Annotated in this window: 21 protein-coding genes and 1 pseudogene; 10 read left to right on the top strand and 12 right to left on the bottom strand. The window is 70.3% G+C overall.

All coding sequences use genetic code 11. The features are described 5' to 3' along the window. Positions 1-11: 11 nt before the first annotated feature. From JOM49_RS17840 to JOM49_RS17830, 3 genes are read left to right on the top strand one after another with little or no spacing between them, the layout of a single operon-like run. Positions 12-575 (top strand): GNAT family N-acetyltransferase, encoded by a 564-nt coding sequence (locus JOM49_RS17840; RefSeq protein ID WP_209665401.1) that lies wholly within the window; start codon positions 12-14, stop codon positions 573-575. After that, the gene (locus JOM49_RS17835; RefSeq protein ID WP_209665400.1) at positions 563-2251 is read left to right on the top strand and encodes an ABC transporter transmembrane domain-containing protein; all 1689 of its coding nucleotides are present in this window, start codon (positions 563-565) and stop codon (positions 2249-2251) included. The genes JOM49_RS17840 and JOM49_RS17835 overlap by 13 nt, the downstream gene beginning before the upstream one ends. Next, positions 2248-3978, top strand: a complete 1731-nt coding sequence (locus JOM49_RS17830) for an ABC transporter ATP-binding protein (protein WP_209665399.1) — start codon at positions 2248-2250, stop codon at positions 3976-3978. Before JOM49_RS17835 ends, JOM49_RS17830 begins: the two co-directional genes overlap by 4 nt. Positions 3979-4070: 92 nt before the next feature. Here the strand turns inward: JOM49_RS17830 and JOM49_RS17825 are convergent, their stop codons facing one another. The 7 genes from JOM49_RS17825 to JOM49_RS17795 all read right to left on the bottom strand — a co-directional run bounded on the left by JOM49_RS17825 (position 4071) and on the right by JOM49_RS17795 (position 11219). Beyond that, positions 4071-5240, bottom strand: a complete 1170-nt coding sequence (locus JOM49_RS17825) for an ATP-grasp domain-containing protein (protein WP_209665398.1) — start codon at positions 5238-5240, stop codon at positions 4071-4073. Further along, positions 5237-6268: a pyridoxal-phosphate dependent enzyme gene (locus JOM49_RS17820; protein WP_245369362.1), complete on the bottom strand. Its 1032-nt coding sequence runs from the start codon at positions 6266-6268 to the stop codon at positions 5237-5239. The genes JOM49_RS17825 and JOM49_RS17820 overlap by 4 nt, the downstream gene beginning before the upstream one ends. Further along, complete coding sequence (locus JOM49_RS17815) at positions 6265-7254, bottom strand: ABC transporter substrate-binding protein (RefSeq protein WP_209665397.1); 990 nt, start codon at positions 7252-7254, stop codon at positions 6265-6267. The genes JOM49_RS17820 and JOM49_RS17815 overlap by 4 nt, the downstream gene beginning before the upstream one ends. Beyond that, positions 7251-8072 (bottom strand): ABC transporter ATP-binding protein, encoded by an 822-nt coding sequence (locus JOM49_RS17810; RefSeq protein WP_209665396.1) that lies wholly within the window; start codon positions 8070-8072, stop codon positions 7251-7253. The genes JOM49_RS17815 and JOM49_RS17810 overlap by 4 nt, the downstream gene beginning before the upstream one ends. Next, positions 8072-9175, bottom strand: coding sequence for a FecCD family ABC transporter permease (locus tag JOM49_RS17805; RefSeq protein WP_372444029.1), 1104 nt, complete (start codon positions 9173-9175; stop codon positions 8072-8074). Before JOM49_RS17805 ends, JOM49_RS17810 begins: the two co-directional genes overlap by 1 nt. Further along, positions 9165-9905 (bottom strand): class I SAM-dependent methyltransferase, encoded by a 741-nt coding sequence (locus JOM49_RS17800; protein WP_209665395.1) that lies wholly within the window; start codon positions 9903-9905, stop codon positions 9165-9167. The genes JOM49_RS17805 and JOM49_RS17800 overlap by 11 nt, the downstream gene beginning before the upstream one ends. Positions 9906-10004: 99 nt before the next feature. After that, the gene (locus tag JOM49_RS17795) at positions 10005-11219 is read right to left on the bottom strand and encodes a M14 family zinc carboxypeptidase (protein ID WP_209665394.1); all 1215 of its coding nucleotides are present in this window, start codon (positions 11217-11219) and stop codon (positions 10005-10007) included. Positions 11220-11275: 56 nt separating this feature from the next. Between JOM49_RS17795 and JOM49_RS17790 the strand changes: the two genes are divergently transcribed. From JOM49_RS17790 to JOM49_RS17780, 3 genes are read left to right on the top strand one after another with little or no spacing between them, the layout of a single operon-like run. Continuing rightward, positions 11276-11866, top strand: a complete 591-nt coding sequence (locus JOM49_RS17790; RefSeq protein ID WP_209665393.1) for a TetR/AcrR family transcriptional regulator — start codon at positions 11276-11278, stop codon at positions 11864-11866. 14 nt (positions 11867-11880) lie between these two features. Next, positions 11881-12288: a helix-turn-helix domain-containing protein gene (locus tag JOM49_RS17785; RefSeq protein ID WP_209665392.1), complete on the top strand. Its 408-nt coding sequence runs from the start codon at positions 11881-11883 to the stop codon at positions 12286-12288. Positions 12289-12294: 6 nt separating this feature from the next. Next, positions 12295-12987: a TioE family transcriptional regulator gene (locus tag JOM49_RS17780; protein ID WP_209665391.1), complete on the top strand. Its 693-nt coding sequence runs from the start codon at positions 12295-12297 to the stop codon at positions 12985-12987. Here the strand turns inward: JOM49_RS17780 and JOM49_RS17775 are convergent. The 3 genes from JOM49_RS17775 to pdhA are packed head-to-tail and all read right to left on the bottom strand — an operon-like array spanning position 12984 to position 16244. Next, entirely contained in the window at positions 12984-14180 is a 1197-nt protein-coding gene (locus JOM49_RS17775; protein WP_209665390.1) for a dihydrolipoamide acetyltransferase family protein, read from the bottom strand. The genes JOM49_RS17780 and JOM49_RS17775 overlap by 4 nt on opposite strands. After that, positions 14173-15162, bottom strand: coding sequence for an alpha-ketoacid dehydrogenase subunit beta (locus JOM49_RS17770; protein WP_209665389.1), 990 nt, complete (start codon positions 15160-15162; stop codon positions 14173-14175). The genes JOM49_RS17775 and JOM49_RS17770 overlap by 8 nt, the downstream gene beginning before the upstream one ends. Then, a complete protein-coding gene (gene pdhA / locus JOM49_RS17765; RefSeq protein ID WP_209665388.1) occupies positions 15159-16244 on the bottom strand; it encodes a pyruvate dehydrogenase (acetyl-transferring) E1 component subunit alpha in 1086 nt (361 codons plus the stop codon). The genes JOM49_RS17770 and pdhA overlap by 4 nt, the downstream gene beginning before the upstream one ends. 92 nt (positions 16245-16336) lie before the next feature. Here pdhA and JOM49_RS17760 point away from each other — a divergent pair, with 92 nt between their 5' ends. From JOM49_RS17760 to JOM49_RS17745, 4 genes are read left to right on the top strand one after another with little or no spacing between them, the layout of a single operon-like run. Continuing rightward, complete coding sequence (locus tag JOM49_RS17760; protein WP_209665387.1) at positions 16337-16792, top strand: Lrp/AsnC family transcriptional regulator; 456 nt, start codon at positions 16337-16339, stop codon at positions 16790-16792. A 21-nt stretch (positions 16793-16813) separates the two neighbouring features. Further along, the gene (locus JOM49_RS17755; protein ID WP_209665386.1) at positions 16814-17980 is read left to right on the top strand and encodes a DUF1214 domain-containing protein; all 1167 of its coding nucleotides are present in this window, start codon (positions 16814-16816) and stop codon (positions 17978-17980) included. Then, positions 17977-18753 carry an SDR family oxidoreductase gene (locus tag JOM49_RS17750; protein WP_209665385.1) on the top strand — a complete coding sequence of 259 codons (777 nt, stop codon included), beginning with the start codon at positions 17977-17979 and terminating at the stop codon, positions 18751-18753. The genes JOM49_RS17755 and JOM49_RS17750 overlap by 4 nt, the downstream gene beginning before the upstream one ends. Before the next feature lie 9 nt (positions 18754-18762). Continuing rightward, a complete protein-coding gene (locus JOM49_RS17745; protein ID WP_209665384.1) occupies positions 18763-19923 on the top strand; it encodes a sulfotransferase family protein in 1161 nt (386 codons plus the stop codon). Positions 19924-20153: 230 nt separating this feature from the next. Here the strand turns inward: JOM49_RS17745 and JOM49_RS17740 are convergent. Further along, positions 20154-20999: pseudogene (locus tag JOM49_RS17740) on the bottom strand (HNH endonuclease); the annotation flags it as partial. 451 nt (positions 21000-21450) lie between these two features. Next, positions 21451-22263, bottom strand: a complete 813-nt coding sequence (gene folP / locus JOM49_RS17735) for a dihydropteroate synthase (protein WP_209671288.1) — start codon at positions 22261-22263, stop codon at positions 21451-21453. Positions 22264-22329: the final 66 nt, after the last annotated feature.

Here is a 22329-nt window from a genome sequence, read left to right as displayed (position 1 = left end):
CGTCGGCGGACATGGACGAGGCGGGGACCTATCTCGAGACCGAACGACTGACCCTGCGCCGGATCACCGAATCCGACGCACCGTTGCTCGTCGAGCTGGATTCCGATCCGGAGGTGATGCGCTACCTCACCGGCGGCGTACCGACCTCGCTGGACCGGGTGAAAACCCACTTCCTGCCGCGAATGCTCGAGCACCCCAAGCGCAATCCGGGCTACGGCTTCTTCATCGCGCACGAGAAGGCCACCGGCGAGTTCCTCGGCTGGTTCCACCTGCGCCCCGACCTCGACGCCCCGGCCGACGTGCCGGAACTGGGCTACCGCCTGCGCCGGGCCGCGTGGGGCAAGGGGTACGCCACCGAAGGCTCGCGCGCGCTGATCGAGAAGGCGTTCACCGAACTCGGCGCGAAGCGCGTCTTCGCCGGCACCATGGCGGTCAACCAGGGTTCCCGGCGGGTGATGGAGAAGGCCGGGCTGCGCTACGTGCGCACGTTCTTCGGTGACTGGCCCGAGCAGATCGAAGGCTCGGAACACGGTGACGTCGAATACGCACTGGACCGGTCCGAATGGCGGAAATAGGCCCGGGAACACCCGACGCCCGCAGTCCCGCGCGGTACCTCTGGTGGCTGGTGCGCAGCCAGCCGTGGCGGGCGGCGCGCGGCTCGCTGTACGGCAGCGTGTGGATGGTCAGCACGATGCTGCCGCCGTACTTCAGCTCGCGGGCCGTCGACAACGGCCTGCGCACCGGCGACTTCGCCGAACTGGCGGGGTGGACCGGCGCGGTGCTGGCGGCCGCGCTGTTCAACGCGGTGCTCGGCCTGATGCGGCACCGCACGATGACCTTCGTCCGGATGGATTCCGCGCTGCGCACCGTGCGGGTGGTGGTGCGGCACGTCGCGCGGCTCGGCTCGACGCTGTCCCGGCGGGTGTCCGCCGGCGAGGTGGCGCACATCGGCGCGGCCGACATCACCACCATCTCCCTCTGCCTGACGATCGTCGGCCCCGGCGTGGGCGCGTTGTTCGCCTTCGCCGCGGTGACGTTGCTGCTGCTGGACGTCTCGGCGGTGCTCGCGCTGGTGGTGCTGGTGGGCGTGCCGCTGCTCGCGGTCACCATCGTGCCGCTGCTGAAGCGCTTGCAGCGCAACGAAGCGGAGTACCGCGAGCGCCAGGGTGAGCTGACCTCGCAGATCGGGGACATCGTCGGCGGGCTGAAGGTGCTGCGCGGGATCGGCGGCAGCGAGCAGTTCTCACGGCGGTTCCACGGCTCGTCGCGGCTCCTGCGCGACGACGGTTACCGCGTGGGCGCGGTGACCAGCTGGGTCAAGGCGCTGACCACCGGGATGCCGGTGCTGTTCCTCGCCGTGGTCACCTGGCTGACCGCGCGGATGACCGCCGCCGGGGAGATCAGCATCGGCGAGATGGTCGCCGTCTACGGCTACGTGGCGGCGCTGGTGATCCCGATGTTCTTCCTGATCGAGGGCAGCGACCAGCTGGCCAGGGGCCTGGTCGCGGCCCGCCGGGTCACCGAGCTGCTGCGGATCGAGCCCGAGCAGGCCGGTGGGGACCGGCCCGGCCCGGACAGCCCGGCAAACCTGGCCGACCCCGGCTCCGGGCTGGTGGTCCCGCCCGGCGTGCTGCTGGCCGTGGTGTCGGCCTCACCCGCCGACTCGGCCGCGACGCTCGACCGGCTCGGCCGGTACACCGATTCCGCGGCGACCTGGAACGAGGTGCCGCTGGCCGACATCCGGCTCGACGAGATCCGCAGGCGCATCCTGGTCGCCCGCAACGAAGAACACCTGTTCGCCGGTTCGGTGCGCGAGGCCGTGGCCACCCGGCCGGAGCACGACGACGCGGCGATCACCGCCGCGGTGCGGGCGGCGGCCGCCGAGGACGTGGCCGGGCTCGACGCCCGGCTGGAGGCCCGCGGCGCCAACCTGTCCGGCGGCCAGCAGCAGCGGTTGCGGCTGGCCAGGGCGTTGCTGGCCGATCCCGAGGTGCTGCTGCTGGTCGAGCCGGCGTCCGCGGTGGACGCGCCGACCGAAGCCCTGATCGCCGCCCGGCTGCGGGAGTTCCGCGCCGGGCGGACCACGGTGGTCGCCACCACGTCCCCGCTGCAGGCCGGTCAGGCCGACCTGGTGGCGTTCCTGGTCGACGGCCGGGTGGTCGCCACCGGGACGCACACCGGTCTGCTCGAATCCGAACCGCGCTACCGAGCGCTGGTGTACCGCGGCGCCGAAGAGGAGGTGGCCCGATGAGCCTGCCGGTGGCGACGCCCGCCGAGGTCCGGCGGGCGACCTGGCAGCTGGTCCGCGCCGATCGCCGGGCGATGGCGGTGGTGCTGGCGCTGAACGGGCTGGCCGCGCTGGCCGGACTGGCCGCGCCCTGGCTGGTCGGGCGGATCGTCGACCTGGTCGGCGCCGGCCGGGCGGACACGTCCACTGTGGACCTGCTCGCGGCGGCGATCGTGGCCTGCGCGCTGGCCCAGGTGCTGCTCACCCGCTTCGCCCGCAACGCCGGGCACCGGCTCGGCGAGCGGACGCTGGCGCGGCTGCGGGAGGACTTCGTCGACGAGACGCTGGCGCTGCCCGCGCCGGTGGTCGAGCGGACCGGGACCGGCGACCTGATGGCCAGGGGCGCGGCGGACGTGTCCACGGTGGGCGTGACCCTGCGCGACGCGGCTCCGACGCTGTTCATCTCCACGGTGCAGCTGACCTTCGTCTTCACCGCGCTCTTCGTGCTGGACCCGCTGTTCGGGCTGTGCTCGATGGTCGGGTTGCCGTTGCTCATGGTGATCAGCCGGTGGTACCTGAAGCGGGCGAGGGACGCCTACCTCCACGAAGGACAGACGCTTTCGGAGATGTCCGACAGCCTGGTGGAAACCGCGGAAGGCGCGCGCACGGTCGAGGCGTTCGGCCTGGGGTCGCGGCAGATCGAAGCGACGGACGCCCGCGTGCGCGAGGCCCACACGGCGCGGGTGCGGACGTTGTTCCTGCGCAGCGTGCTGTACCCGGTGGTGGACTTCGTCTACGCGCTGCCCGCCGCGGTGCTGTTGCTGGCCGGGGGCTTCTTCGTGGCGAACGACCTGGTCACCCTGGGTGCGGCGATCTCGGCGGTGCTCTACGCGTGGCAGCTGACCGAGCCGATGGACTTCCTGCTGGACTGGCTCGACCAGTTGCAGCGCAGCGGCGCTTCGTTCGCGCGGCTGAAGGGCGTCGGCAAGGCGGTGCCCGACCGGGCCCCGACCACCGAGGTGCCGGCCGACGACCGGCTGGTCGTCAGCGACGTGCGCTATTCGTATGGTTCCGGCAAGGATGTGCTGCACGGGGTCGACCTGTCGGTGCGCCCGGGTGAACGGCTCGCGCTGGTGGGTCCGTCGGGAGCCGGGAAGTCCACTTTGGGCAGACTGCTGGCCGGGCTGGCGGCGCCGGGCTCGGGCTCGGTGACCGTGGGCGGGGTGCCGGTGGCGGACCTGGCGCCGGAGGTGCTGCGGGAACGCGTGGTGCTGGTGACGCAGGAACACCACGTCTTCCTGGGCACGATCAGGGACAACCTGACCATCGCCGCCCCGGACGCCGACGACGCCCGCCTGCTCGCCGCCCTCGACGTGGTGGACGCCGGCTGGGTCCGGTCCCTGCCGTCCGGTTTGGACAGTGTCGATGTGCGGCTGGACGCGCCCCAGGCGCAGCAACTCGCACTGGCGCGCGTGGTACTGGCCGACCCGCACACCGTGGTGCTGGACGAGGCCACCGCCCTGCTGGACCCGCGGACCGCCCGGAACGTGGAACGCTCGGTCGCCGCCGTCCTCGCCGGACGCACGGTCGTCGCCATCGCCCACCGCCTGCACACCGCCCACGACGCCGACCGGATCGCCGTGGTGGACGGCGGGCGGATCACCGAACTCGGCACCCACGCCGCCCTGGTGGACGCCGGAGGCACCTACTCCACCCTGTGGCACTCCTGGCACGGGGACCGGGTTCCCTGATGTCACGAATGTGGCTTTCGGGACGTTATCCGTCTCGAAAGCCACATTCGTGACAGTTCGGTGGAGGCTCGCGCCACGTTCGGGTGGGGACGTCAAGTAAGGGTGGGGTGGATGAGGGAGGCGGCGGAGTGGGCTCGGTGGGCGGCGAGTTCGGCGGTGTCGCCGTGTACGAGGACGAGGCCGGTGCAGGAGCGCTGGTCGGCCAGGTGGTCGAAGGTGTCGCCCGGGGTGGCGGTGGGGTACCACTCCGGCTCCCCCGGGTGCATCGCCAGCGCATCCAGGCCGGTCCAGCCCACGAGTCGCCCGGGGCGGGTGGGGTAGATCAGGCTGAACGCGACCGCCGGGCCGCCGGGGAGGACGGCGTCGAGCAGGGAGGGGCGCCGGTCCAGCGCCATGTCGATCATCGCGTGGTAGACGTTCGTGCCCAGCGCGCGGCACAGCGCCTCCCCGACGAGCGCGCCCCCGATGCGTGCGTTGATCTCGACCAGTTCCGGTCCCTCCGCGCCCAGCACGAACTCGACGTGCGCGAAACCCCGGTCATGCCCGGCGACGGCCAGCACCTCGGAGACCCACTGCCGCAGCAGTTCGCTGTCCTTATCCCCGAAAGCCACCGGGAACGCCGCCGACTCCTCCCGGAACCGGTAGACCGGCGACAACTGACGGCTGGACACCCCGAACAGCCGCGTCTCCCCCTGCCAGGTCAGGGTTTCCGCGCTGTAGACCGGCCCGACCAGGAACGGCTCCGCGATCAGCCGTCCTTTCAAAGCCCCCGTACCCGACAGCACCGCATGCAGTTCCGCCGTCGAGCGCACCAGCGAGACATCCCGCGAGGACGTGCCCGCCGAGTCCTTCACCACCAACGGGAAGTCCGTCAGCTCCGTCGTCGCGTCCACGGCTGTACCCCGGCTCAACCCCCGTGCGTGCAACAACTGCCGTACGCGTGCCTTGTCCCGCAGAACGCGCACGGCGTCGACCGACGGGCCCGGCAAGCCGAAATCGGCAGCCAGTTGCGCGCCCGGTACAGCCCAGGTGTCGGTGGAACTGATCAACCCGGCCAAGTCCGGCACCGACGACAGCGCCTTGGTGCAAGCGCTTGCGTCGAAGGTATCGACATCCACCACGTCGATCGAGCGCCGGCTCAGCTCGTACCGGTAGATCGACCGGTCACCGGTGAACAGCACCAGCCGCTGCCCGGCCGCCGCCGCCGCGTCAGCGATGCGGCCCAGGCCGAACGAGAGCGCCTCCAACAGCACGATGGTCATCGGTACGCCCTCCGCGCCCAGTCCATTGTGGACCAGGGCAGGCTCAGTTCGGCCAGCGAACCCACCTCCACCGGGAACAGCAGCTCCGGATCCAGCGCGTCCTGGTGTCGCGAGAACACCTTGTCGACATACCGATGTCCGGTGTCCGCGCCGATCACCAGGAACGTCCGCTCCGGCTCGGCCCGCGCCTCCCACCGCGCGGCCAGGTACGCCGCCCCGGTGGACAGCCCGGCGAACACCGCGTGCTCCCGCAGCAACCCGACCGCGCCCGCCATGGCGTACCGGAAATCCACCCAGTGCAACCGGTCGTACAGCGTGTGCCGGACGTTGCCGAACGGGATCGAGCTGCCGATCCCGGCGATGATCGCCTCCGGGTCGGACAGGCGCTCGCTGCCGAAGGTGACACTGCCGAACGGCTGGATCCCGGTCAGCCGCACCTCCGGATCACGCTGCCGCAGCGACTCGACCAGCCCGCCGGTGGACGCGCCCGTGCCGACCGCGCCGACCACCGTGAGCGCCCCCGCGGGCAGCGACCGCGCGGCGATCTCCGCCAGTTCCGCATACCCCGCGTAGTGCACCTCGTCGTGGTACTGCCGCATCCAGTGCACGTCCGGCCGCTCGGCCAGCAGCGCGCGCACCCGGCCGACCCGGCGTTCCTGGTCCAGTTGCAGGCTCGCCGACGGCGGCATCTGGTCCACCGTCGCGCCGAGCACCTCCAGTTGCGCGCGGATCGTCGCGTCCACCGTGGTCGACGCGACGATGTGGCACTGCAGGCCGTAGCGGTGGCACGCCATCGCCAGCGCGAGCGCGTAGATGCCGCTGGAGGAGTCGATCAGCGTCTGCCCCGGTCGCACGATGCCGCTGTCCAGCAGCGACCGGACGGCGCCGAGCGCGGCGTAGACCTTCATCGTCTCGAACCGCGCCAGCACGAGGTTCGGCCCCAGCCGGATCAGGCTCGGGTCCTTGATCGCGTCGGTGATGTGCTCGTGCACCGCGGCGGCGACCATGGCCTCCGGCACCCGGGTCATCGGCCGATCGACCGCAGGTAGCGGGCCAGGCTTTCGGCCGCGGCCACGTTGCGCGGCCCGCTGACCAGCTCGCCGACCGACATGACGTGGAACCGGTTCTCCCGCACCGCGGGCGAGTTCTTCAGGCCCTCGAAGGACTTCACGAAGTCGATCTTCGCCTGGACCGGCTGGTCGCCGTAGTCGGCCACCACGATCACCTCGGGCTGGGCCTGCACCACCGGCTCCCACCCGACCGAGCCCCAGCCGTCGGCCAGTTCGGCGAAGACGTTGCGCCCTCCCGCCGCGGCGATGATGTCGGTGGGCGCGGCGTGCTTGCCCGCGGTGTACGGCTGGTCGGTGCCCGAGTCGTAGACGAACACCCGGGTGGGTTCCGCACCGGCGGGCGCACCTCGGCGCACCGCGTCCAGCCGGGAACGCAGCTGCCCCACCAGTTCCGTGGCCCGTGCCTCGACGTGGAAGATCTTGCCGAGGTTCTCCAGGTCGGCGAAGAGCGCGTCGAGCGGGGACACGTCGGCCTTCGCGGTGCCGTAGTCCCAGCAGGTTTCGGTGTGCAGGTAGCTGCGGATGCCGAGTTGTTCCAGCAGCTTCGGCGTGATGCCGCGCTCCTCGCTGAAGCCGGAGTTCCAGCCCGCGAACACCCAGTCGGCCTGCGCGTCGACCACGATCTCCCGGGTGATCCGTGCGGTGCCGAGCCGGGGCACCTTCGCGTAGTCGGCCTTCCACTCCGAGCCGTCGATGGACGGATCCGCCACCTTGTTGAGCACGTACCCGCGCATCCGGTCGGCCAGCCCGAGCGCGAACATCTTCTCCGTGCCGCTGATGTCGTAGGACACGGGGCGCTGCGGCGTCGGGTAGGTGACCTGCTCACCGCAGTTGGTCACCGTGGCGGTGGCCGGCGGCCCGGCGGCGGGCGCGGGCTCGACGGTGGCACCACAGGCCGCCACCAGCGGGAGCAGCGCCAGCAGCGTTACCAGGCGGGTTCTCATGCGCGCTCGGTCCTTTCGGGACTGTCAAGCTCTTCGGAGCTGTCGGGGTCGAGGTCGTAGAGCAGCTGGGTGATCCCGGTCCGCGGGTGGGCGACCACGCTGGCCCGCACGCCGAACACGTCGTGGACCAGTTCGGGGGTGAGGATTTCCGCCGGGGTGCCGCAGGCGGCCAGTTCCCCGTCGCGCAGCACGGCGATGCGCTGGCACACCGCGGCGGCCAGGTTGAGGTCGTGCAGCGCGACCAGCACGGTCAGCCCGCACCCGGCCAGGAAGCTCAGCAACTCCACCTGGTGACGCACGTCGAGGTGGTTCGTCGGCTCGTCGAGCACCAGCACGCTCGGCTCCTGCACCAGTGCCCTGGCCATCAGCACGCGCTGGCGTTCACCCCCGGAAAGCGACAGCACGCTGCGCACCGCCAGGTGCGTGATGTCCATGCGCCGCAACGCGTCCCGGCACAGCTGGCGTTCGCGCGCGGTGAGCCGGGCGTTGCCGCGCTGGTGCGGTGACCGCCCGAGCGCGACCACCTCCTCCACGGTGAAGTCCAGCTCGGCGCGGCTGTCCTGGGTGAGCGCGGCAATCGAGCGGGCGCTCTCGGCCAGCGCCACCCGGCTCAGGTCCTCGTCGTTGAGCAGCACCGCGCCGGTGGTCGGCTTCAGCGCGCGGTACACGCAGCGCAGTGCGGTCGACTTGCCGCTGCCGTTCGGCCCGACCAGGCCGACCACTTCGCCCTCCCCGACGTCGAGGTTCAGCTCGCGGACCAGTGCCCGCCCGGCGATCTCGACCGAGACCCCGCGCAGCGCGATTCTCGCCTGTCCCATCAGCGATCCCCGAACATGTAGCCGCGGCGGCGCATCAGCACGATGAACACCGGCACCCCGATCAGCGCGGTGATCACCCCGAGCGGCAGTTCCTCCGGCGCCACCACGACCCGCGCCAGCACGTCCACCCAGACCAGGAAGATGGCCCCGGCGAGCGGGGCGATCGCGAGCACGCGGCGGTGGCTGGAGCCGACCACGATCCGGACCACGTGCGGCAGCACCAGCCCGACGAACGGAATCGCGCCGCTGACCGCCACCAGTAGTCCAGTCGCCCCGGCGGTCAGCAGGAACAGCCCGCGCCGCAACGCCGCCGCGTCCACTCCGAGGCTCGCCGCGGTCTCGTCACCGAGCGAGAGGATGTCGAGCGGCCTGCTGTTGCGTAGCAGCAGAACCACCGTCACCACCACGGCGATCGCCGCGATCGGCAGCGACTGCCAGCTCGCCGCCCCGAGGCTGCCGAGCAGCCAGAACAACACCGTCTGCGCCGCCTGGCTGTTCGGCGCCAGGAAGACGATCATGCTCATCACCGCCTGGAAGGCGTACGCGAGCGCGACCCCGGTCAGCACCAGCCGCAGCGGCGTGAGCCCGAGCGCGCTGCGGGCGGCGAGGTAGACCAGCACGGTCGCGATCAGCGCGCCGAGGAAGGCCGCGACCGACATGGCGAGCACGCCGAGCGAGGCGAACACCCCGAACACCACCACGGCGGTGGCTCCGACCGAGGCCCCCGACGAAATACCGAGCACGAACGGCTCGGCCAGCGCGTTGCGGACCAGCGCCTGCAACGCCACGCCGACCACGGCGAGCCCGGCGCCGACCACCACCGCGAGCAGCACCCGCGGGGTGCGCACGTCCCACACGATCGAGTAGCCGGTGACCTCGGCCTGGCTGATCCGGCCGCCGGTGAGCGCGGCCTGCAGGTAACGCAGCACGTCGTCGAGCGGCACCACGGTCGGGCCGAGCGCGATGCCGGCGAGCACGGAAACGAGCAGTACCAGCGAAAGCACGACGATCGCGCCGGTGAGCCCACCCCTGGCGGGGGCGTCGGGCGTCGTCGGTTCGGCGAGCAGGCGCCAGCGCGGCTCGCCCTCGACCTCAGTCCGCACGTCGGCCGCGCACGATCAGGCGCCGGGCGTGGTTGTCGTACGGGCTGCCGTCGAAGTCACCGAAGCACTCCACGTCGGTGAACCCGGCCTGCTGGAACAACGCACGCAGTTCCGCGGCGCTGTACAGGAAACTGGTGATGGTGGCGCGGCGCACGGTGTCCCCGGCGACGAGTGTCCATTCGGTACGGAGGCGGGTCCAGTCGTCGAGGATGGTGTCGCGCATGAACACCGTGCCCTCGTCGACGTCCACGGCCTGCGGGCGGCCCACCCAGCTCGCCAGGACCTCCTTGCCCAGCACGTCGACCAGCAGCGTGCCGCCGCGGTCCAGGCTGGTGTGGGCGTTGTGCAGCACGCGCAGGTTGTCGGCGGGGTCGTCGAAGTAGCCGAACGAGGTGTAGAGGTTGAGCACCACGTCGAAGGCGCGGTCCTCGGCGAAGTCCAGCATGTCCGCCTGGACCAGCCGGACGTCGACACCGGCTTCCCGGCAGGTTTCGCGGGCCCGCGCCAGCATGACCTCGCTCAGGTCCACCCCGGTGACCCGGTCGCCGCGTTGCGCCAGCGGCACCACGTGGAGCGCCGGTCCGCAGCACAGGTCGAGCACTCTGGCCCCGGCCGGGAACGCCAGCAACGGCGACTTGGCGACGAGTTCGGCGGCCTCGGCCGCCCGTCGGCGGGAGAACATCGCCCCGGCGAAGCCGGCCCACAGGTCGTCATCGTCGTACCAGGCCATGCACCCCGTCCTTCGCTTCCCACGACCGTTCGCAGTAGAGGTCGCCGGAGGCGGTTCCGGAGTTCCCGGCGGTTTCGCGGGCGCACCCGGATGGAGCAGTCAGACCGGCAGGCCGTCGCGCAGCCGGGTGACCGCGGTGACGATCGCGCCCGCCTGCACCCCGGCCAGGCGGTGCGGGGGCACGAGCGTGCCCGGCGCGCGTTCGGCGACCTCGGCGCACCAGCGCTCGAAAACCGGGGTCAGCTTCGCGCGCGCCGCGTCGATCTCCGGTGACGCCGGTTCGTCGGCGAACAGGCGCAGCAGCATTCCGGCGCACCGCAGGCGGATCACGCTCGGCCACACCTCCCCGCCGGCGAACCGGAACCAGCGCAGCGCGTCGGTGATCGCGCGCTCGAACGGGCTGCGGCCGCTCAACCGCAACGGCTGCAACAAGCCGGTGAAGAAGTCCAGGTCCTGGGCGTAGCTTTCGTCGGCGTACGCCGGGCCATAGTCCACCCACAGCGGGAGTTCGCTGATCAGCACCGCACTGCCGTAGCGCGCGGAGTAGTCCCGCGTGCTCCCGCCGGTGAGCAGCGGCGCGCCCATCGCCTCGGCGATCGTGCCGAAGGACGGCATTTCGAACACCGCCGGCGCGAGCGCGCGGGCACCGGGTGCGTCCGGCTCACCGCGGTCCAGCGGGATTCCCGCGTCGTCGAGCAACGCGGTGAGCGCGGCGTAGTACTCGGCGTCGCCGCCGCTGACGTAGAAGAAGCCGCCGCCGAAGTCGGCGTTGTGCAAGGAGGCGATCAACTGCGGCCGGGTGGCGTCGATCAGCTTCATCAGCGCGCGCGTCTCCGGGATGGGCGTGCCGATGCGCTGCCCGCGCCACTCGACCGGGAAGGTCCATTCGACCTGCTCGTTGCTCGGCGGCCGGTAGAAGTTGCGCGCCACGTGGTCGCGGGTGAGCGGGCCGTCGAACCAGCCCTCGTTGAGCCGGGTGCCGTCGGGGTCGGCGCACGGCACGAAGTGCCAGGTGGCGCCGAGGGCTTCGCGCAGTTCGGTGTCCTGGGCGAGTTCGCAGAGCAGCTGCCGGATGGTCAGCAGGCCGATCGGCTCGTTGGGGTGCGGACTGCCGATCACCACCACCTGCCGCGGCCCGCCGCCGACCCGGACGTGGTGGATCGGGTCGCCCAGCTTGGACCGGCCGAGCACGGTCACCGTGACGGCGTCCGGGTGCTTTTCGGCAATCTCGGCGGTGAACCGGTGCACCTGGTCCACCGTGGGGAAGCCGGTGGCCGGCGTCATCGAACCGGTGATCCTGGCGACCTCGCGCACGGCACCCTCCGGTGGGATAATTTGATTACGCTAATAATCAGATTAGCATCACTGCCGTGAAACGGACCGTGCTGAAGGCACGCAATCGTGAAGCGCTGATCGAGGCCTGCCTCGCCGAGGTCGCCGCCCACGGCTACCGCGACGCCCGCCTCGAGGACATCGCCGAACGGGCCGAACTGAGCACAGGCGCGATCTACTCGATCTTCGGCAGCAAGCGGAACCTGCTCGCCGCGGCGATGGACCAGCTCTCCACCGAACTGGCGGGCGAGCTCGACTCGCTCACCGATCCGGAGCTGCCGGTGACCGAGGTGCTGCGGGGCGCGGCGCGGGTGTGGATGAAGATGGCCACCGAAGAAGGCGCGCGCGACCGGTTCGCCTTCGAGCTGGAAGCGACCGCCGCCTCACTGCGCGAACCGGTCCCCACCCAGCCGATCCCGGCGCAGCGGCTGCGCGACCTGCTGACCGACCGCTGCCTCGGCACCACGCGAACCACCGGCGAGCAGGCGCGGCGGCTGAGCGTGGCCGCGCACGCCCTGCTCAGCGGGCTGGCGCAACGGGCGCTGCTCGACCCGTCGGCGGTGTCCACCGCGGACGCCGAGGAGGCCGCCGCGGCGCTGGTGCGCCTGCTCGACCGGTCCGGTTCCTGACGTAGTTTGAGCACATGACGCAGGAGTTGCTCTCCGTGGAGCAGGTCGCCGACCGACTCGGGCTGCACGTGCGCACGGTCCGCAACTACGTGCGGAACGGGCGGCTCAAAGCGGTCCGCATCGGCAAGCAGTACCGCATCGCCCGCGAGGACCTCGAAGAGCTGACCGGCAAGCCGTCGATCTCCGGCACGCGCCGCGTCGAGGTGTCGAGCATCGTGCAGGTGGACGCGGTCGACAAGGCGACCGCGGACCGGATCACCTCGCTGCTGCTGGGCGCGGCGAACAGCTCCCGGGACGACGACCAGCCGCTGCGCGTGGACACCCTCTACGACGAGGAACGCGGTTCGCTGAAGGTCGTCGTGCTCGGCGGGGTCGCCGCGACCACCGAGCTGCTCCGCCTGGTCGAGGCCGTGGCCGACTAACGGCGCATGCGACCCGCCGACCTAGCCCGCGAGCACGGCCTGTCGACCCAGGCCGTCCGCAACTACGAGCAGGACGGGTGCCTGCCGCCCGCCGAACGCACCGCGAGTGGTTACCGCGTCTACACCGAGGTTCACGCGGCGGCGCTGCGTGCCTACCTCGCATTGATCCCGGCCTACGGGCACGCCACCGCCGGGCAGATCATGAACTCGGTCCACGCCGGCGATCTCGACAGCGCGCTGATCGCCATCGACCGCGGTCACCACCGGCTGCTGCGGGACCGCGACACCCTCGACGCGGTGAAGGACGCGATCGACCACCTGCCCGCGGATCGTCCCGTGGATCACGCGGTGGCTCGACGCACCATCGGGGAGCTGGCGCACCAGCTCCGCGTCACCCCGGCGACCCTGCGCAACTGGGAGGACGCCGGAATCCTGACGCCGCACCGGGAATCGGGCACCGGCTACCGCGTGTACCGCGCGCCCGACATCCGCGACGCCGAACTCGCCCACCTGCTCCGGCGCGGGGGTTATCCGCTGGAGCACATCGCCACCGTGGTCCGCCAGGTCCGCACCGCGGGCGACGTCGACGCGCTGGCCGGCGCCCTGGACGACTGGCAGCGGAAGCTGACCGCGCGGGGCCTCGCCATGCTCAAGGCCGCGACCCGGCTCAACGAATACCTGAGCCTGCGCGAGGCCTAAAGGTCGCCGAGGGCGGTGACCGGCGACTCCACGCAGTCGGCGACGAAGCGCAGGAAGCCGCCCGCGGTGCCGCCGTCGCACACCCGGTGGTCGAAGGCGAGCGTGAGCTGGCAGATCTTGCGCGCCACCAGCGCCCCGTCGACCACCCACGGCCGGTCGATGATCCGGCCCATGCCGAGGATCGCCGCCTCCGGGTGGTTGATGATCGCCGCCGAACCGTCCACGCCGAACACCCCGTAGTTGTTCACGGTGAACGTGCCGCCGGTCAGGTCCGCCGGGGTCAGCTCGCCCGCTCGCGCCGCGGCCGTGCGGTCCCGCAGAGCCGCGGAGAGCGCGCGGGTGTTGAGCGTGTGCGCGTCGCGGATCACCGGTACGACCAGCCCGCGATCGGTCTGCGCGGCGAAGCCGAGGTGCACCGAATCGAGCACCACGATCTCGTCGCGCTCGACCCGCGAGTTCAGTTCGGGGAACTTCTTCAGGCCCGCCACGGTGAACCGCGCGAGCAACGCCAGCAGGCCGACCCCATCGAGCTTGTCGCGGGCGGCGAGCAGTTCGGTGGCGTCGACGTCGACCCACACGGTCGCCTCGGGAATCTCCCGCCGCGACGTGGACAGCTTGTCGGCGACCGTCTTGCGCAGGCCCTTCAACGGAATGCGGCGGCCACCGGCCGAGCGCCCGGCGATCTCCCGTTCGATGTCGCACCGCCGGATCACGCCCTGCGGGCCGCTGCCGGACACCGCGTGCAGGTCGACCCCGTGTTCCTTGGCCAGCATGCGCACGATCGGCGAAATGACCGCCGTCGTCCGCTGCTGGGGCACGCTCGCGGGGGCACGCCCGGGCGTCCGGCGACGTCGCCGGGTGGCCGTCGACGTGCCGTAACCGATGAGCACGTTGCCGCTTTCCTCGGCGGCGGCGGCAGGCTCCGGGACCACCACGCCCGGTTCGGTGAATCCCGGAGCCGTTCCGCCCACGCTGAGCAGCGGCGCACCGACGGGCAGCGTTTCGCCCGCGGCGCCGTGCAGCGCGGTCACCTCCCCGGCGAAGGGAGACGGTACTTCGACCGCGGCCTTGGCGGTTTCCACCTCGACCACCGGCTGGTCCACGGTGATCGTGTCGCCGACCGAGACCAGCCAGCGCACGATCTCCGCCTCGGTCAGGCCCTCGCCGAGGTCGGGCAGCAGGAACTCAGGCAACGCCGATCACCTCGTCGTCCCACTGCAGGCGCGCGATCGCGTCGAGCACGCGGTCCACGTTCGGCAGGTGGTGTTCCTCGAGTTTCGGGGGTGGGTAAGGGATGTCGTAGCCGGTGACGCGCAGGATCGGCGCGTGCAGGTGGTGGAAGCAGCGCTCGTTGAGCCGGGCGGCGACCTCGGCGCCGTACCCGCAGAAGCCGGACGCTTCGTGCACCACCACCGCGCGGCCGGTCTTGCGCACGGACGCGGCGACCGTCTCGTCGTCGAACGGCGACAGCGTGCGCAGATCCACGACTTCGGCGTCCCAGCCTTCTTCCCGTGCTGCGTCGGCAGTTTCCAGTGCGACCTGCACCATCGGGCCGTAGGCGATCAGCGTGACGTCGGAGCCGGTCCGCCGCACCACCGCGCGGTCCATCGGCACCCCGGCCGCGAAGTCCACTTCGGACTTGGCCCAGTAGAGCCGCTTCGGTTCCAGGAAGATCACCGGGTCCGGCGAGTCGATCGAGGCACGCAGCAGGTGGTAGGCGTCCTCCGGGGTGCCGGGTGTGACCACGCGCAGGCCCGGCGTGTGGGTGTAGTACATCTCCGAGGAGTCGCAGTGGTGCTCGACACCGCCGATCCCGCCGCCGTACGGGATCCGGACGACCACCGGCAGTTCGACCTTGCCGCGGGTGCGGTTGCGCAGTTTGGCCAGGTGGCTGGTGATCTGCTCGAACGCGGGGTAGGCGAAGGCGTCGAACTGCATCTCCACCACCGGGCGCAGGCCGTTCATCGCCATGCCGATCGCGGTGCCGACGATGCCGGACTCGGCCAGCGGCGTGTCGAACACCCGCTTTTCGCCGAAGCGCGCGGTCAGCCCGTCGGTCACCCGGAACACACCGCCGAGCGGACCGACGTCCTCGCCGAACACCAGCACGCGGTCGTCGGCTTCGAGCGCGTCGGCCAGGCCGCGGTTCAGCGCGCCCGCCATGGACAGGGTCATCGGAGCTCCTCGGCGAGCTGGGCCGCCTGCTCGCGCAGCGCGGGCGTCGGCTCGGCGTAGACGTGCCGGAACAGGTCGGCGGGGTCGGCTGCCACCTCGGCGTTCATGCCGTCACGCACCTTCGATGCGAACGCCTCGGCCTCGGCCAGCACGGCGTCGCGGCGGGTGTCGTCGAGCAGACCGCGCGAGCGCAAGTAAGCCTCGATGCGGTCGAGGGGATCGCGGCCCAGCCAGTAGGCCACTTCGCTGGGGTCGCGGTAGCGGTTCGCGTCGTCGGCGTTGGTGTGGGCCTCGATGCGGTAGGTCCTGGCCTCGATCAGCGTCGGGCCGCCGCCTTCCCGAGCGGCTCGCACCGCGTCGCGGACCACGGCGTAGACCGCGGCCGGGTCGTTGCCGTCGACCAGCACGGACGGCACGCCGTAACCGATCCCCTTGTGCGCCAACGACGGCGCCGCGTTCTGCTTGCTCATCGGCACGCTGATCGCGTAACCGTTGTTCTGCACCAGAAAGATCACCGGCGCCTGCCACACACCGGCGAAGTTCAACGCCTCGTGCGTGTCGCCCTCGCTGGTCGCGCCGTCACCGAGCAGCACCAGCGCGACGCTGTCCTCGCCCTTGAACCGCGCGGCGTGCGCGACGCCGACCGCGTGCAGCGTGTTGGTGGCGAGCGGCGTGCACTGCGGGCCGACGCGGTGTTCGTACGGGTCGTAGCCCAGGTGCCAGCCGCCCTGCAGCAGGGTCAGCGTCTCGACCGGGTCGACGCCGCGGGTGACCAGGGCGACCGAGTCGCGGTAGGTGGGGAAAAGCCAGTCGCGTTCCTCCAGCGCGGCCACGGCGCCGACCTCGCACGCCTCCTGTCCGCGCGACGAGGGGTAGACCGCGAGCCTGCCCTGCTTGGTCAGGGCGGTGGCCTGGGCGTCGAAGCGGCGGCCGAGCACCATCTTCCGATGCAGGTCGAGCAGCACTTCGTCGGCCGGCATCGGCAGGGCCGGGTCCGCCACCAGCTCGCCCGCCGCGGAGAGCAGGGCGAGCGGCTCATCCGTGGGGAGCAGAGCGCGCTCCGCGCTGGTGACCGTCGTCATGGCGCGAATGCTCCATCGCGGTCTGGCCAATATTCCAGACCGAGGCCGATTCTCCGGACATTTGGCTCGCTAACACCGTTAGGCTGGGCCACATGGCCGCACTCGACGAGACCGACCGCCGAATCGTCAAGGAGCTGCGCGCGGACGGCAGGCTGTCCATGCGCGCGCTCGCCGAGCGTCTGCACATCTCGCGGGCGGCGGTCTACTCGCGGGTGGACCGCCTGCACCGCGACGGCGTGATCACCGGATACAGCGCGGTGATCGATCCCGAACGCGCGGGGCTGGGCATCTCGGCGTACGTGTACCTGAAGATCAGCCAGCACTCGTGGCAGGCTGTGCGCAAGCGGGTGCTGGAGATCCCGGAGGTCTGGCACGGCGCACTCGTCTCCGGCGAGCACGACATCGTGTTGCTGGTCCGCGCGCCGGACGCGTCGAGCTTGCGGCACCTGGTGCTGCACCGGCTGCAAACCATGCCCGACGTGCTGTCGAGCCACACCGTCCTGGTACTGGACGAGCTCCACAGCCTGGAGAGCATTGACGCGAATTAGAACACGTTCTACCGTGACGGGGTGCTCACCCAGCCGTTCGCCGAAGCGATCGCCGAAGCCGAGAAGATCATCGAATCCGCCCCGCACATCCGGACCGACCAGGACCTGATCGAGGGCTACGACTACCTCAGCGGCAGCATTCGCGCGTCGCTGCAGATGGCGTGGGCCTACGAGCGGGACTTCCCGTACTTCGTGCAGTCCACCGGGCCGTACACGAAGATGGGACTGGACAACCCGGACACCCTGTACTTCCACGCCTACCTGCGCGACAACGCGGAGTACGTGGTCACCGGGCGCCGGGGCAGCACCGCGGACCTGAGTTTCCAGGTGCTCGCCGGCGACTACACGCCGGTCGACGTGCCGGACAGCGTCACCGCCTTCGACGACCGGTCGATCCGGATCGAGCCGGACGGCTCCTTCGAGATCCGGTTCGGGCCGGACAAGTCGAGCGACCCCAACTACTTCACGCTGGCACCCGGCTCGGCGATGCTGGTCGCGCGCGAGGTGTACAGCGACTGGGCCGCCGAGGAACGCGGCGTGCTGCGCATCCAGCGCGCGGATCGGATCGGCCAGGTGCCGCCGCCACCTTCGCAGGACAAGATGACCAAACGGTACGGCGTGGCGGGGAAACTGCTGCTCAACCGGCTGCATACCTTCCTCAAGTTCCCGGATTGGTTCTACCTCGAGCTGCCGGTGAACACGATGACCGAACCGCGGTCCACGCCGGGCGGGCTGACCACGCAGTTCTCCTCGGCCGGGCACTACGACCTGGCCGACGACGAGGTCATGGTGGTGACCGTGCCCGCCTCCGACGCGCCGTACCAGGGCATGCAGTTGGGCAGTCGGTGGTACATCTCGCTCGACTACGTCAACCACCAGACCAGCCTGAACACCTCGCAGGCACGCATCGATCCCGACGGCCGGATCCGGTTCGTGATCAGCGAGCGCGACCCGGGTCTGGCGAACTGGCTGGAATGCACCGGGCACGCACGGGGTTTCGTGCAGATCCGATGGCAGCGGTTGGCCAGGAAGCTGAAACCCGAGGATGGCCCGGAGGTGGAGGTCGTGCCGTTCGGCGAACTCCCCCGCCGACTGCCGTACTACCAGCAGGCACGGGTTACCCCGCGTGAGTACGCGGACCGGATCGCGGCCCGGCAGGCCGCCTTCGCCACCAGGATGCTCGGATGATGCTCGAAGGCAAGGTCGTGCTGGTCTCCGGGATCGGGCCAGGGCTGGGCCGTTCGATCGCAGTACGTGCCGCGGCGGCGGGTGCGGACGTAGTGCTGGCAGCGCGTACCGAATCGCGTCTGGAGGAGGTTGCGAAGGAGGTCACCGCGCTGGGCCGTCGAGCGCTCTGCGTGCCGACCAACATCGCCGACGAGGCCGCCGCCGAACAACTCGCCGAGCAGACCATTACCGAGTTCGGCCGCCTGGACGCGCTGGTGCACAACGCTTTCGCCTTCCCGCCGATGGGTGACCTGCTCGATGCCGACCCGGCCGCGATCCGGACGGCACTGGACACCACCGTGCTCGCGGCACTGCGGCTGACCCGATTGCTCGCTCCGGCACTGTCCGGCGTGGACGGGTCGGTGGTGATGATCAACTCGGCGGTGATCCGGCATTCGCGGCGGACCTTCGGCGCGTACAAGATGTCGAAGACGGCACTGCTGTCGCTGGCACAATCGCTGGCCACCGAACTCGGGCCGAGGGGTATCCGGGTCAACTCCGTGGCACCGGGCTACATCTGGGCCGACGCGCTGAAGTGGTACTTCGGGCACCTGGCGAAGGAACGCGGGGTGACGCGCGAGGAGGTCTACGCCGAAACCGCGGCCACCACGGACCTGCGGCGGCTGCCCGAACCCGACGAGATCGCCGACGCGGTGGTCTTCTTGGCTTCGCCGATGGCCAGCGCCATCACCGGGCAGTGCTTGGACGTCAACTGCGGCGAGTTCCACCACTGAGGGAGCGGCATGGAACGGGATTCGGTGGGCACGGTCGAGGACCTGCACGCTTCGGCCACCAAAGTGACGGGCCTCGATGACTTCGGAGAGGACGACTACTCCGAGGGCCTGGCGGTCCTGCTCGACTCGTACGCTCGCGAGGCGGAACTGACTCCGTTCGGCAAGAAGATCAAGCGGGCTTTCCTGCGTGGCGCGCTGATCGCGCGACTGCTCAGCGAGGCTGGCTGGAAGCAGCACCCCGCGTACGCCGACGTGCCCATCGAGCGGCCGATCTTCGTGACGGGACTGCCGCGCACCGGCACCACCGCGCTGCATCGACTGCTCACCGCCGATCCCGCGCACCAGGGCCCGGAACTGTGGCTGACGGAGGTCCCCCAGCCGCGTCCTCCGCGGGAGACGTGGGAGTCGAATCCGGTGTTCGCCCGCATCCAGGCCGGGTACGAGCAGCACCACCAGGAACACCCGGAGTTCATGGGGCTGCACTACAGCTCGGCCGAGCAGGTCGAGGAGTGCTGGCAGATCCTGCGGCAGTCCCTGCGCTCGATTTCGTACGAATGTCTGGCCCACGTACCGTCCTATTCGGATTGGCTTCGCGGGCAGGACTGGACCACGGCCTACCGCCGGCACCGCGATGTGCTGCGCCTGATCGGCCTGCACGATGCGGAGCGGCGGTGGGTGCTGAAGAACCCGAGCCACCTGTTCGCGCTGGACGAGTTGCTCACCGTGTACCCGGATGCCCTGGTGATCCAGACCCACCGCGATCCGCGAACCGCGATCGCCTCGGTGTGCAGCCTGAACGAGAACGCCACCGCCGACTGGTCGACCGCGTTCAAAGGCGAGGTGGTCGGCCGGAGCCAGCTGGCCCTCTGGGCACGCGGCCTGTCCGACTTCCGCACCGCCCGAGGGAAGCACAGTGCCGCCCAGTTCTACGACGTCCAGTACGAGGACTTCGTTCGCGACCCGATCAGCACGGTCGAGGATGTCTATCGCCACTTCAGTCTGCCTTTGACCGACGAGGCCCGATCGCGCATGGTGTTGCTGCACGAGGAAAGCCGATCCGGGAAGCGGGCTCCCGCCCACCGATACGCTCTCTCGGACTTCGGCTTGACCGACTCCGATGTCGACGCCGCATTCTCACCGCCGGACAAGGGCTCTGGCCTGCTGGTATAGGTCTGATTGGCAGGTGTGGTGATGGTCAACTTCCCGTCGTCATCGACCTTGTGCCGCCAGCCGGGAACATCCCGGAGCCGGTGGTCCGCGCGGCAGAGCCCGACCAGAGTGGCGACGTCGGTGGGACAGCCCTGCGCCCAGCCCTTGCCTTTCGTATCGCAGTGATCGAGGTCGCCGAACTGCGCGGGCCGCGTACAGCCAGGCCGACGGCACTCGCGATCACGCACCCGGACCAGCTCGTCGAGCCCGGCCTTCGGCCGATACCGCCGACGTCCCAAATCGGTCACCTGACCGTCGATCGGGTCGGTGATGATGCGCTGGAAGACGGTGCCGGGCGCGGAAGCGATGTGGCGCGCCAGGGAGGCCGGGATCGTCCCGTGTCCCGCCAACTCCGCGGGCTCCTTGCGCAGACCCGCATATGTCAGCGCATCCAGGTACAGATACACATGCGCCTTCACCTCACCACCGAACTGCTTGCCGAGCATCATGTCCAGCGCCACGTCGGTCCGCACCTGATCCAGCGACCGGGTCTCGTCCGCGGTCTTGAGCTTCCGGGCTTGCCGATCGACACACAGATACGCCGCCACCGCCTTCTCCACGGAGGCGTTCTCCAGGAACAGGCCAGCCACTCCGGCTTCGCTGTGTCTCAGGCGGAAACTGCGGCTCTCCACCGCTTTCCTGGCCCGCGCATCGAATCCGTCGGGATCCACCCGCGCGATCGCCGCGTTGGCTGACCGTCGCGCCGACGTCGGGTTCTTGCCCAAGAGCCGCCCGGCCATCACTTCATCGACAACCGACGCCTTGGCACCTTCCAGCCACGCGCCGGCCTTGGTGACGGCCACCGCTGACGCCATCGGTACCCGCCCCTGTTCCACCAGTCCGAGGACCAGCGGAAAGCGATCCACCAGCCCCTCGGACTGGTCGATCAACGCCTGTGCCTTGAACTTCGTCAGGCACAGTGCCATCGCCAACTCCTCGGCCACCCCGCGCTTCGTCGCCGAGGCGCGGGTGAACGAGACCACCTGCCGAGTCAGCCGGGCTTCGAGCCGGGCCACCTCCGCAGCAGTGGATTTCATCTTGAGGAGCAGGTCCTCCATGGATTCCCCCATGGCGATGATGCTATCAAACACCTGTTCGATAACCGACTCGCGACGTTGCGCCATACAGGCGAGATCGAATATGACTGAGAGCAGCCTTACGCGAGGTACGAGTACCGCAATCATGAATGCATAACTCGAATGAGTGACCACGCTCGGGCTCTCGATGCAGAATTCGGCTACTCGATCGGGGATCGACTGCCTGAATGTCGAACTCGACGGCACGAACGAGGGATTCGGCCATGGTGCGCGGGTTCGGTCGCACCAGCACAGGACACCAGGGGCCGAATGTAAAACTCATGTGTGTATCTACGCACGATTCGGTACCTGGATGTGAAACTCGGCTGCACCAATGCAGAACTCGGGTTCCTGAATGTGTAACTCGGGTGCGTGAGCGTGGGTATCAGGGAGTGGGCGGAAGTCCGATCGGTCAGGCCAGGCCGCGTATAGCCCGCGAAGGCGGGCGGTTTCCCTTGATCGAGGCCACCATTTCCAGCACCTGCCGCGTCCGTCGTACCTCGTGAGCCCGGAACATGGCGGCTCCGTCCGCGGCGGCCAGGGCAGTGGCGGCGAGCGTGCCGTCCACGCGTTCCTCCAGGTCCACCCCCAGCGTCTCGCCGACGAAGTCCTTGTTGGACAAGGCCATCAGCACCGGCCAGCCTGTCTCGGCCAGGCGGTCGGCGTAGCGGAGCAGGGCCAGGCTGTGCCAGGTGTTCTTCCCGAAGTCGTGTGTCGGGTCGATCAGGATGCCTTCGCGCGGTACGCCGAGGGCGACGGCGGCTTCCGCGCGCTGGGTCGTCTCTTCGATCACCTCGGCGACCACATCGTGGTACCGCACCCGGAACGGTCGCGTCCGGGGCACCGCGTTCCCCGTGTGCGAGCACACGTAACCCGTGCCGAACTCCGCGGCCACCTCGACCAGGCCTGGATCGGCGCCCGCCCACGTGTCGTTCAGCAGGTCCGCGCCCTCCGCGCACGCGGCTCTGGCGACGTCCGCGCGCCAGGTGTCGACACTGATCACCAGGTCCGGGTGCCGCGAGCGCACCGCCGCGACCAGCGGCACCACCCGGCGGATCTCCTCGGCGACCGTCACCTCTTCCCCCGGCCCGGCCTTGACACCGCCGATATCGACGACGTCCGCTCCTTCGGCCACTGCGCGGTCGACCGCGGCGATCGCCTTGTCGTCGGTGAAGTGGGCCCCGCGGTCGTAGAACGAATCCGGGGTGCGGTTGACGATCGCCATCACCAGGGCGCGGTCCGCGGTGATCCGGCGACCGCGGAAGCTCAGCACGTCGGCAGTCACGCGGGC

Source organism: Amycolatopsis magusensis (genome assembly GCF_017875555.1).
Taxonomy (GTDB): domain Bacteria; phylum Actinomycetota; class Actinomycetes; order Mycobacteriales; family Pseudonocardiaceae; genus Amycolatopsis; species Amycolatopsis magusensis.
The sequence above is the reverse complement of the archived record's forward strand: the minus strand, read 5'-3'. Positions and strand labels throughout refer to the sequence as shown.

Excerpts from the sequence above, each read along its gene's own strand:
- JOM49_RS17835 (WP_209665400.1), top strand. The coding sequence starts at position 563 with ATGGCGGAAATAGGCCCGGGAACACCCGACGCCCGCAGTCCCGCGCGG.
- JOM49_RS17750 (WP_209665385.1), top strand. The coding sequence starts at position 17,977 with ATGATGCTCGAAGGCAAGGTCGTGCTGGTCTCCGGGATCGGGCCAGGG.
- JOM49_RS17830 (WP_209665399.1), top strand. The coding sequence starts at position 2,248 with ATGAGCCTGCCGGTGGCGACGCCCGCCGAGGTCCGGCGGGCGACCTGG.
- pdhA (WP_209665388.1), bottom strand. The coding sequence starts at position 16,244 with ATGACGACGGTCACCAGCGCGGAGCGCGCTCTGCTCCCCACGGATGAG.
- JOM49_RS17785 (WP_209665392.1), top strand. The coding sequence starts at position 11,881 with ATGACGCAGGAGTTGCTCTCCGTGGAGCAGGTCGCCGACCGACTCGGG.
- JOM49_RS17815 (WP_209665397.1), bottom strand. The coding sequence starts at position 7,254 with ATGAGAACCCGCCTGGTAACGCTGCTGGCGCTGCTCCCGCTGGTGGCG.
- JOM49_RS17840 (WP_209665401.1), top strand. The coding sequence starts at position 12 with ATGGACGAGGCGGGGACCTATCTCGAGACCGAACGACTGACCCTGCGC.
- JOM49_RS17760 (WP_209665387.1), top strand. The coding sequence starts at position 16,337 with ATGGCCGCACTCGACGAGACCGACCGCCGAATCGTCAAGGAGCTGCGC.
- JOM49_RS17770 (WP_209665389.1), bottom strand. The coding sequence starts at position 15,162 with ATGACCCTGTCCATGGCGGGCGCGCTGAACCGCGGCCTGGCCGACGCG.
- JOM49_RS17810 (WP_209665396.1), bottom strand. The coding sequence starts at position 8,072 with ATGGGACAGGCGAGAATCGCGCTGCGCGGGGTCTCGGTCGAGATCGCC.
- folP (WP_209671288.1), bottom strand. The coding sequence starts at position 22,263 with ATGGCGATCGTCAACCGCACCCCGGATTCGTTCTACGACCGCGGGGCC.
- JOM49_RS17745 (WP_209665384.1), top strand. The coding sequence starts at position 18,763 with ATGGAACGGGATTCGGTGGGCACGGTCGAGGACCTGCACGCTTCGGCC.
- JOM49_RS17825 (WP_209665398.1), bottom strand. The coding sequence starts at position 5,240 with ATGACCATCGTGCTGTTGGAGGCGCTCTCGTTCGGCCTGGGCCGCATC.
- JOM49_RS17820 (WP_245369362.1), bottom strand. The coding sequence starts at position 6,268 with ATGACCCGGGTGCCGGAGGCCATGGTCGCCGCCGCGGTGCACGAGCAC.
- JOM49_RS17780 (WP_209665391.1), top strand. The coding sequence starts at position 12,295 with ATGCGACCCGCCGACCTAGCCCGCGAGCACGGCCTGTCGACCCAGGCC.
- JOM49_RS17800 (WP_209665395.1), bottom strand. The coding sequence starts at position 9,905 with ATGGCCTGGTACGACGATGACGACCTGTGGGCCGGCTTCGCCGGGGCG.